The organism is Methanolobus psychrotolerans, assembly GCF_002243045.1.
GTDB lineage: Archaea > Halobacteriota > Methanosarcinia > Methanosarcinales > Methanosarcinaceae > Methanolobus > Methanolobus psychrotolerans.
This window is the reverse complement of the sequence record NZ_MBKP01000054.1, coordinates 1-10,052: the sequence shown is the minus strand read 5'-3', so window position 1 is coordinate 10,052 and position 10,052 is coordinate 1. Positions and strand designations below refer to the sequence as shown.

General features: G+C 42.9%; 9 protein-coding genes and 1 pseudogene. 2 read left to right on the top strand and 8 right to left on the bottom strand.

The genetic code is table 11. The annotated features are described in order from the left end of the window. Positions 1-124: 124 nt before the first annotated feature. The gene (locus BB781_RS13670; RefSeq protein ID WP_094229034.1) at positions 125-739 is read left to right on the top strand and encodes a hypothetical protein; all 615 of its coding nucleotides are present in this window, start codon (positions 125-127) and stop codon (positions 737-739) included. A 421-nt stretch (positions 740-1,160) separates the two neighbouring features. Here BB781_RS13670 and BB781_RS16585 read toward each other — a convergent pair. From BB781_RS16585 to BB781_RS13620, 8 genes and pseudogenes are all read right to left on the bottom strand, one after another. Then, positions 1,161-1,373: pseudogene (locus BB781_RS16585) on the bottom strand (ISH3 family transposase); the annotation flags it as partial. Positions 1,374-1,732: 359 nt separating this feature from the next. Next, complete coding sequence (locus BB781_RS13650; protein ID WP_242492677.1) at positions 1,733-2,416, bottom strand: class I SAM-dependent methyltransferase; 684 nt, start codon at positions 2,414-2,416, stop codon at positions 1,733-1,735. After that, positions 2,413-3,165: an ABC transporter ATP-binding protein gene (locus tag BB781_RS13645; RefSeq protein WP_094229031.1), complete on the bottom strand. Its 753-nt coding sequence runs from the start codon at positions 3,163-3,165 to the stop codon at positions 2,413-2,415. Before BB781_RS13645 ends, BB781_RS13650 begins: the two co-directional genes overlap by 4 nt. Then, a complete protein-coding gene (locus tag BB781_RS13640) occupies positions 3,162-4,232 on the bottom strand; it encodes a FecCD family ABC transporter permease (RefSeq protein WP_094229035.1) in 1,071 nt (356 codons plus the stop codon). The genes BB781_RS13645 and BB781_RS13640 overlap by 4 nt, the downstream gene beginning before the upstream one ends. 22 nt (positions 4,233-4,254) lie before the next feature. After that, positions 4,255-5,439, bottom strand: coding sequence for an iron ABC transporter substrate-binding protein (locus BB781_RS13635; RefSeq protein WP_094229030.1), 1,185 nt, complete (start codon positions 5,437-5,439; stop codon positions 4,255-4,257). A gap of 641 nt (positions 5,440-6,080) precedes the next feature. Next, on the bottom strand, positions 6,081-6,833 hold the full coding sequence (locus BB781_RS13630; protein WP_094229029.1) for an ABC transporter ATP-binding protein: 753 nt from the start codon (positions 6,831-6,833) through the stop codon (positions 6,081-6,083). Next, positions 6,830-7,900 (bottom strand): FecCD family ABC transporter permease, encoded by a 1,071-nt coding sequence (locus BB781_RS13625; protein WP_094229028.1) that lies wholly within the window; start codon positions 7,898-7,900, stop codon positions 6,830-6,832. The genes BB781_RS13630 and BB781_RS13625 overlap by 4 nt, the downstream gene beginning before the upstream one ends. A gap of 26 nt (positions 7,901-7,926) precedes the next feature. Then, positions 7,927-9,096 (bottom strand): iron ABC transporter substrate-binding protein, encoded by a 1,170-nt coding sequence (locus BB781_RS13620; protein ID WP_094229027.1) that lies wholly within the window; start codon positions 9,094-9,096, stop codon positions 7,927-7,929. Positions 9,097-9,365: 269 nt separating this feature from the next. Between BB781_RS13620 and BB781_RS13615 the strand changes: the two genes are divergently transcribed. Further along, positions 9,366-10,052: S-layer protein domain-containing protein (locus BB781_RS13615; RefSeq protein ID WP_277985510.1), on the top strand; the 687-nt coding region annotated here is incomplete at its 3' end.

Below are 10,052 nucleotides of genomic sequence, written 5' to 3'. Positions count from 1 at the left end.
ATATATATATATATACATATATACGATAATGTTCATTGGGAAGTTGCTACATTGTAAGGATAATAAAATATTATGTAATTAAATTCATTATTGCGCAATGTAAAATAAACAAGGAGCAAAAATAATGGATCTGAAACGAATAAGTATTGTATTTTTAGCTTCGTTGATCTTGATGGCAGGATTTGCGAGTGCATCTGATGAAAAATCAGTAACAATAAATGATGAAGAGCGATTAGAATTAATTGCTCAATTAGAAGGTACAAATATAACAAATGGCGAATTTATTAAAATAGCATTGCCTGAGTTATATGATGAAAACCCAAGCAAAGCCACTAGTATATATTATCAACAAGAAAAAGTATGGTTTAATTCATCTGATGTAATTGATCAATCAATTGATACTGAACCGTCTACAAGAGATATACCAGCTGGTTTTATGATAGGTACATCATCTATTAAAAAAGAGTCAACAAAGATTAAGTTTTCAACAAAGTCAACTTTTTATGGAGTAACTCCAACAGAGCAATATGTATACTCCGGATTGTATGATTCTAATAGTGAGTTAATTGGATTTGCTGCAAAAACAGCTACATCAACTAAAAAAATAGAAGTATCAGAAGATAAGAATTATTCACCTGGAACCTATAAAGTTGATGGTGTCCATCAGGCACTTATTCCAGCCCCTTATACTCCAACAATAGTTCTTCAGTCCTCATCAACTGGGTGGAAAACTTTATAAAAAGAGAATATGCACTAAAGCATATTCACTTTTTTTTATTTTGAGGAAACTATGAACCTACCAACCTGGAAACAAAAAAAAATAACAATCGTTGCTGGTATATCAGTGGCGATATTGTTAATTGTGTTTGCTATTTTACAAATGCAATCAATAAGCATTATAATGAGGCCTAGTCCTAATAATAGTACTCTTGTATATGTATTAAGTTGCATTTTGCTGACTATTATAGCATTTGTTTGTGAAAAAGCGGATAATAAAAGATTTAAGATTCTGGCTAACATTTTGTGGATCATACTGTGGGCTTTATTAATGTCTGGATTAATAATAGCAATGATTAATTTAGACATGTTATTGGAAATATAAAGTCAGTACTTCAGTACTTTGCTAATTTCCCCTCCTTTTTCTCCTTACCGCTATCTATCTACCTCAAACACCGCACCACCAATTGAACTCTTAACTTTCTTCTAATCCATTCCTCAACAAACAGGATAAATCTGTCAAACCTGAACCTATCCTCATCAATTGTTTGAGGACCTTGTTTTACAATCGTAAAATGCTTTTTCTGAATGTAGAGCCATGTATTTCTAAGCAGGAACAATATCAATGCAAAGAAATACCTGAAAGTTACGTTTCTTCTTATATTCCGCAGATGTCCTCAAATTTTGCCAATTATCTGGATTGCAATTATTTATCAATTAATAGTAACATAATTCAATTGAGAAGTAACATTTATTATCACTTCAAGTTGACATAAGGATGCGTAAATGTACGCTAAAGGAAAATATCCGTTTTTCTCTAGACATCTGCGGAAAGTCGGATGTAAGTGAACCATTGATATTAATGGCGATATTGTTAGTTAGGGGTTTAAGAACAGCATCAATACATTGGTTTGGTCTTAACTCGACTTTAGAATGGGTGCTTGAATTGAATGCTAGAAATGACATATGGCGGCGTTCCCGCCGCATATAAATCTATCTGAAGGCTTAGATGAACTTAAGTAGTTGAAATTAGCGAAGTACTGACATTGTAGAGCACATCACACTTTGGCGTGATGTGGTATTCAGTTCCATGCAGCTGTGGCCATATTTTTCTTGAATGTATATCCCACGATGTCTCACCGGCAAACCAGTAAAGATAGATGTATCCACAGGATACTGCATGCATATCTTTTATCGCCTTGCTGATGTTGGGCATGCCCAGGGAAAAGGATGCGATTATAATATCATAAGGTCCATCCAGGTCATTTTCAACATCTATATCTTCCCATCTTTTTTTAACAATAGATATATTGTCGCAGGCATATTCAGCTATGTTCTCCTCAAAAACTTCGATCATACCCTTTGAAGGCTCCACAGCAGTTACGTGTTTAACCTTTTCAGCAAGTGGGATTGCAAGTGTTCCCGGGCCTGCTCCTATGTCAAGGACCCTGGAGTGCGGTGTGATGTGCAGGAATCTGATGGTTTCTCTGGCTCTTCTCTGATTATCTCTCAGTGACATTTCCCAGAATTTCCTTGCATTCTCCTTTTCTTCCCAAATGGCTGCACACTCTTTCCTGTTACTGCACTGCTGATGCCTTTTCATCTGTTCTGTCCAGACTTTACTCCAATCTATAGTATGAGGGTCCATGATCATTTCCTGAAGTATTTTTAGTTTTTGTGATGTTTTATGGATTATCATACCGGTATTACAACTGAAACATCCATGTAGTTCTGTATGGTCACAGGCACTCCGTAAACCTCTTCGATAACCTGTGGGGTGATATCTCCCATACTACCTGCTGCAAAGATAGTGCCATTTTTCAGGAACAGGAATTTATCAGCATATCTGAATGCCAGGTTAAGGTCGTGCATGGTCATAACAGCCGAAACATTTTCTACTTTTACTACTTCTCTTACGATGTTCAGTATCTCAAGCTGGTTCTTAAGGTCAAGGCTGCTTGTAGGCTCATCCAGCAGAAGTAGTTTTGGGTTCTGTGCGATAGCGCGTGCAATGCCCACTTTCTGGAGCTCTCCTCCGCTGAGCTCATCGATATATCTGAGTGCCATGTCCTCAAGATGCAGTTTCTTGATCGTGGCTTCCACAAGCATTACATCTTCATGCGATATGTTCCACTTTATGTGCGGCATCCTTCCCAGAAGTATTGCGTCAAAGGCTGTAAGCCTTGCGGGTTCGCAGCGCTGTGGCACGTATCCCATGCGCCGTGCAATGTCTATCTGTTCAAGTTTCAACACATCCTCTTTGTCCACGAGTATGGTGCCATTCTTTGGCTTGAGGATTGCATTCATACATTTTAGTAGTGTTGTCTTACCCACACCATTTGGTCCGAGTATGGCCAGTATCTCGTTCTTCTTCAGATGGAACTTGATGTCCCTGAGAACTTCCTTACTTTGGTATTGGAATTCCACTCCGTTGACTTCTAATATCATATTCTCCTCCCTTTGAGTATAAGGTAAATGAATGTAGGTGCTCCCAGAAATGATGTAAGTACTGCAACCGGGAGCTGGTATGGATCGATTATCATCCTAGCTGCCGTATCTGCACAGAGCAGGAGCAATGCTCCCATTATCATGCTACCTGTTATCAGGAAACGATGGTCGTCTCCTATGATGCGGCGTGTCATGTGGGGACATATAAGCCCTACAAAACCGATCACTCCCAAAAATGCCACGATTACGGCCGTCACGATGGATGCGGCCATCATTCCATTGATCCTTGTCCTTTCAACATTTACACCAAGGCCCTTTGCTGTCTCATCACCGGCATCTATGGCATTATAATTCCAGCGGTTCATTGTAAAGTAGATGATTGAACTGATCACTATAACGGTCATGAGCGCCAGCTCTTCCCAGCTTGCCCTTGAAGCGTCCCCGAAAGTCCAGAACACTATGGAGGCAAGCTCTGTATCATCGGCAAAATATTGCAGGAACATTGTCCCTGCAGAGAACAGGGAACCCATTGCCACTCCTACAAGGATCATTACTTCCGGCGTAACTCCCCGGAACCTGGAGAATGCCAGTATGATGACCGTTACAATAATGGAGAATAGAAATGCAACAGCAGTGGTTATGTACGGGTTGCTGATGGTCACTGCATCACTGATGCTGCTATGCGTGGTCCCAGCTCCAAGTATCATCACCGAGAATGCCGCACCAAAGGCAGCGGCGTTGGATATCCCAAGGGTGAAAGGAGATCCGAGGGGGTTTCTCAGTATGGACTGCATAACAACTCCTGCCACTGAAAGCCCTGCTCCGGCAACAATGGCCGTCAGTACCTGGGGGAGGCGGATGTTCCATATGATGCTGTCCCACCTGTGTGAAATGGATTGGCCGCTAAGTGTCAGCACCACTTCCCAGGGAGGGATATCGACAGGACCCGTTGATATAGACAGTACTAGGATTATGAACAAAAGCACAGTGCCCGACAGAATATATGTGTTCTTCCTGCCGGTATGCTTTCTGTAACGCTGGGCTATGTCACCATCTGGTCCGTTCATAACTTTCACTGCTCTGTATTGTTCAGACATCCAGTTTGGTGAATGCCGGCACCTCATAGGCACTGGTCATTTTATCATATACTTCCTTTGCGCATGCTTCATCTCCTTCGCATACCAGGAACTGGAATATCTCTATGCTTTTCCCTTCAAGGTCCACGTCCTCGAAGCGTTCGGGATAGAGTACTTTTCCTATGAAATAGGAGTTGACCAGTGCTGTGTCAAAGTTGTGCCCATATACATTATAGGGAAGGACCCCATATACATTTCCGGACTGCACCGCTTGAAGTTGCTGGTAAGAGGGGTCGTTTCTCAACTGGTACAGGGCACTGTTCTTGTCATCTGATTGCAGTGTATAGAGATCCACAAATATGATATCAGGATCCCACTCGAGGATCTTTTCCTTGCTGACCTGTGCGGTCTCATGGCTGATCTCCAGTCCGGTGTCATAATGGAGGACATCATGTGCGCTGATCAGATGGAATGGTGGGTATTCCACCTCGGTGGACTGAAGTCCCTGGGACCCTCCCTGGCGTCCGATGCCACCGATGTAACATGATATCTTTTCATCCTCTGGAATGTCTGTGCGCTCTCTGAGATCAGTTATTATCTCATCGAAGAAGGTGATGACCTCTTCAGCACGCTCCTCCCTGCCTGCGACTTCTCCCACGATCCTTAGGTTCTCATTAAGGATGTCCCTGTTGGATATGAGGTCCCCGTGCCTGCTGACAGTGACAACGGGTATTCCTGTTCTTTCCTGGAGTTCTATGGGGTCAGTGCCGGGAGGTGGATATATCTTGATTATGATATCCGGCATAGGATCAAGTCCTAATATCTTTTCCGGGTTGTCTGCGCCTCTGGCCTCTCCAAATACAGGATAATCAGTGCTGAACTGGGGATTTGCAAGGGTGTAGGGCTGGATAGTGGCCCTGTAACTTGTTTCAGCACTGTCTACTCCCACAATCATGTCCTCGGCCTGAAGGTATGTAAGGAGTCTGAGGGACCCGCCGCTGGAACAGATTACATGCTGCGGGGATGCAGGGATCTCCACACTCCTTTCAGCAATATCTATTACAGTTCTGCTTGCTGAACTGTCTGGATAATCAGGGTTTTGTGCGTCTGGCGTATTCCCTGCACAACCACTAAGGGATACTATAAATGCTAATAGTATCAGTAAAAAAGCATTATGATAAATCTTTTTTTGTTTCATGTTTCTCCTCCGGATAATGTTTAGATGCGTTCTATTTTACAGTATATATCTATTATTATGTACTTCTATTTATTACCCAAATATGACAGTTTCACTATTATATTAGCATCTGACCACTCCCCCTAAAAGTGTTGATCGCTATCTCATTATCAGGGGAATTGATGATCTTCTCTATAAGATCCTTTTTTCTTTACGTTTGAAGAGCTTGCTTTTGTGTCAGATTTTACTCTATCTCAAACAAAAAATCCTTCTCTACCTTTAAGGTGTTCTTCAGGAAGTTTAGTAGCCTCTCGTTCGTCAAGTTCAACCAGTTTATCTATCAGAATCAAAGGAAAGGACAAAGTAAGAATATTGCAAAAAAAGTGCGCATATCCGAAGGGTTATATATCAAAGATCTACTTTGAGGTTATTTTCCTATCGGATGTGTTCCTATTAGTCGATCGATCAATGGATGAGTCATTCACAGATTAATTGTGTTCTTTATCTTCCACCATATCTTCATGTTGCACAACCTCTTTTCTGTTGCCGCTCTAAAAGTATTCTTCAATCTGCTCTGTCCAGACATTGCTCCGGTCTATGTTATGGAAATCCGTGATGTCCTCTTGGTATCGTTATTATGCAGTTGGTCATGTGGCAGGATCTCAGACGGGTATTACAACTGAAACATTCATGTAGTTCTGTATGGTCACAGGCACTCCGTAAACCTCTTCGATAACCTGTGGGGTGATATCTCCCATACTACCTGCCGCAAAAATTGTGCCATTCTTAAGGAACAGGAACTTGTCAGCATACCTGAATGCAAGGTTAAGGTCATGCATTGTCATAACAGCCGAAACATTTTCTACTTTTACTACTTCTCTTACGATGTTCAGTATCTCAAGCTGGTTCTTAAGGTCAAGGCTGCTTGTAGGCTCATCCAGTAAAAGCAGTTTAGGGTTCTGTGCGATTGCACGTGCAATGCCCACTTTCTGGAGTTCGCCTCCGCTAAGCTCATCAATATATCTAAGTGCTATATCCTCAAGATGCAGTTTCTTGATCGTGGCTTCCACAAGCATGATATCTTCAGGTGATATGTTCCACTTCATGTGTGGCATCCTTCCCAGAAGTATTGAGTCAAAGGCTGTCAGCCGGGCAGGTTCACAGCGCTGTGGCACGTATCCCATGCGCCGTGCAATGTCTATCTGTTCAAGTTTCAACACATCCTCTTTGTCCACGAGTATGGTGCCATTCTTTGGCTTGAGAATTGCGTTCATACATTTGAGCAGGGTGGTCTTACCCACACCATTTGGTCCGAGTATGGCTAATACTTCATTCTTCTTCAGATGGAATTTGATGTCCTTGAGGACCTCTTTGCTTCGGTACTGGAATTCCACTCCGTTGACTTCTAATATCATATTCTTCTCCCCTTAAGTATAAGGTAAATGAATGTAGGCGCTCCCAGAAATGATGTAAGGACAGCGACCGGAAGCTGGTATGGCTGCATCATGAGCCTTGCAGTGGTGTCTGCACAAAGGAGTAGCAGGGCACCCATGACAATACTTCCTGTTATAAGGAAACGGTGGTCATCGCCAATGATGCGCCGTGTCATATGTGGACAGATGAGTCCCACAAATCCTATTACTCCCAGGAACGCCACGATGATGGAAGTGACAAGGGATGCCCACAGCATGCCCCAGAGCCTCACTCTCTCCACATTGACCCCCAGTCCTTTTGCAGTCTCATCGCCTGCATCAATTGCATTATATTTCCAGCGATTGAATGTGAAATAGACTATGGATGCAGCCACAATTGCAGTGATGAGTCCAAGCTCTTCCCAGCTCGCTCTGGCAGTGTCTCCAAAAGTCCAGAACACCATGGATGCCAGTTGCACATCATCGGCAAAGTACTGTAGGAACATGGTTCCTGCTGTGAACAGTGAACCCATAGCCACACCTACAAGGATCATGACCTCAGGACTTGTCCCTCTTATTTTTGAAAAAGCCAGGATAACCAGAGTGACCAGCATGGCAAAAACAAATGCGGCAACAGTAGTCACATAAGGATTGTTAATGGTCACTGCATCTCCTACTCTACTGCTGGTGCTCCCGGCACCCAGTATGATCACTGAGAACGCTGCGCCAAAGGCTGCAGCATTTGATATTCCTAAGGTGAAAGGTGATCCCAGAGGGTTGCGGAGTATGGATTGCATCACAACCCCAGTCACTGCCAGGCCTGCACCAGCTACAATGGCTGTCAGGACCTGGGGCAGCCGGACATTCCATATGATACTATCCCACGTTGTTGAAACCGTGTGTCCGGCAAGTGTCCTTACAACATCCAGGGGTGGAATATCAACGGAGCCCATGGCTATTGAAAGCACGGCTGCCACAAGCAAGAGAGCAAAACCTGTCAGTATATAGGTTCTTTTTCTGCCTGTGTGCTCTCTATACCTGCCGGCTATATCTCCTTCAGAATTGCTCATTTCCTTTCACCACTATGTTTTCCTTTTCAGATTTCCAGTTTTGTGAATGCAGGAATCGAGAAGGCGTTGATCATCTCCCCATATACCTGGCGGCCGACTTCTTCATCGCCTCTGCCAACCAGGAATGTATATATTTCGATGGTCTTGTCCTCAAGGTCCACATCCTCAAATTTCTCAGGATACAGTAGCTTTCCTGCAAAATATGCATCTGCAAGCACAGAACCCTGATTCTGAGTGTACCAGTTGTATGGCAGGACTCCATATACTTCTCCATTCTTCACTGCTGTGAGCTTCCTGTAGGATACATCATTCTGTAACTGGTACAGAGCACTTGACTTGTCTTCGGACTGTGTTGTTGAAAGATCAACAAATATTATCTCGGGATCCCATCCAAGTATGCTTTCTTTGGAAACTTCTGCTGTTGTGAGGTTCTTTGGGTCATATGCCACGTTCTTTGCATTGGTGAAGAAGAATGGTGGATATGTTGGTTCTGTTGACTGGAATCCGTGCGGACCTGAAAGGGCTATGCCACCTACGTAGCAAGTGGTCTTCTCTTCTTCTTGTACATCTGCGGTACGCTCATTAAGGTCTGAGATCGCTGCATCAAAGAAAGAAATGACATCTTCCGCACGGTCCTCTGTACCCATTACCTCTCCCATGGTGCGGAGCGACTGATACATGTCAGCTCTGTTGTTGACCATGTCGCCATAGTTTAGGGCTATTACCGGTATGCCAGTCTTTTTCTGCAGTTCTGCAGGGTCATATCCGGAAGTGGAATACATCTTGAAGATGACCTGTGGTTGCGGATCAAGTGTAAGTATTTTTTCAGGATTATCATTTCCTCTGAATTCCCCGAAAACAGGATATTCCATGAACTGAGGATTTGCAAGTGCATAGGGCCTGGCATCGAACTTTGATTCCTGGGTCTCTATGCTGTCAACGGCAACTATCTTGTCCTGAGCTTCCAGGTATGTAAGATATCTCAAAGCACCTGAACCTGAACAAATGACGTGTTCAGGTGATTTGGGCACTTCCACTGTCCTGCCAAGGGCATCTATAACTGTGATAGTTTCCGCTGCATCCTGTGTATGGGGGCTCTGGGAAGTTGAGGAGCTTTCCATGCAGCCTGAAACCAATGTTGATATGGCCATCAGTACAAATAATATGGTCAATAATCTGGTTTTACGTTTGTTCATTTTTTATCTCCTATAAGTGTAGTGTTGTGCAAGATTAAAGTATTTAGTATTAAAAGATAACGACTTAGTAATACTATCTCACATAGGTATTTATTTATAGCATAACTATGTTACTGCACAATATCATAACACAAAAAATAAAGAAAATCATACTATATGTGACTTGTAATGATTAAACCGTGCTTTTATTTGGTGCAGGTGTATATGTGAATTGTCATGTAAGGACCATAATAAACGGTCGAATGATTCTCTTTTCATGAGGTATTGCTATGAATAAGATTACAGGAATAATAATTGTACTTTCAGTAATTTTAGTTTTGACCCTGATGCCTGCAAGCGCATCGGATGTAACGTATAATATCAGAAGTACCGTATATGACAGCTCCGACTCTTTCACCCCCGCAGGTGATTTCTACTGGGACGCTAACACATTTTCTGGATTATGGTATCAGATCAAGCCCGGTCTTTCCAGTGAGGTTCTCTATTTCCACAACAGTGTGAATGCTTCATCGACCATGCAGCTTGGGGACAAGATCGCTGAAGGTGACCTGTACTATGTGAGTAAACCTCAGATGAAAAAGACCAAGATCGGCGGCATGAATGATGAAAGTACATTTATCGTTGATGGTGTAGATCTCAAAAAATATTACCTGATGGGTTTCTTTGGGGCACAGCACGTGGTAATGCCTGAAGATCCATCTTCCCTCTCTGCCGGCTGCCAGCCGGATAAGATAGCAAAGATCCTAATGGAAACAGATGATGATGGTAAAAAGCAGATGCTCTCTGGTGAAACATGGGATCTTGCAGGCGGCTGGTCACTTGTTGTGCAGCAGGTGGATGTAGAAGGTAAAAAAGTATGGCTGCAGTTAAACAAAGGTGGGGAAGAGATAGATTCCGCAGTTGTGTCGGGTGACACAGAGCTGGCAAACACTGAAAGAACATATCTCTATAAGGAC

Bases quoted from the DNA above. Each gene is read 5' to 3' on its own strand.
- BB781_RS13670 (WP_094229034.1), top strand. From the start codon at position 125: ATGGATCTGAAACGAATAAGTATTGTATTTTTAGCTTCGTTGATCTTG.
- BB781_RS13650 (WP_242492677.1), bottom strand. From the start codon at position 2,416: ATGATAATCCATAAAACATCACAAAAACTAAAAATACTTCAGGAAATG.
- BB781_RS13645 (WP_094229031.1), bottom strand. From the start codon at position 3,165: ATGATATTAGAAGTCAACGGAGTGGAATTCCAATACCAAAGTAAGGAA.
- BB781_RS13640 (WP_094229035.1), bottom strand. From the start codon at position 4,232: ATGAACGGACCAGATGGTGACATAGCCCAGCGTTACAGAAAGCATACC.
- BB781_RS13635 (WP_094229030.1), bottom strand. From the start codon at position 5,439: ATGAAACAAAAAAAGATTTATCATAATGCTTTTTTACTGATACTATTA.
- BB781_RS13630 (WP_094229029.1), bottom strand. From the start codon at position 6,833: ATGATATTAGAAGTCAACGGAGTGGAATTCCAGTACCGAAGCAAAGAG.
- BB781_RS13625 (WP_094229028.1), bottom strand. From the start codon at position 7,900: ATGAGCAATTCTGAAGGAGATATAGCCGGCAGGTATAGAGAGCACACA.
- BB781_RS13620 (WP_094229027.1), bottom strand. From the start codon at position 9,096: ATGAACAAACGTAAAACCAGATTATTGACCATATTATTTGTACTGATG.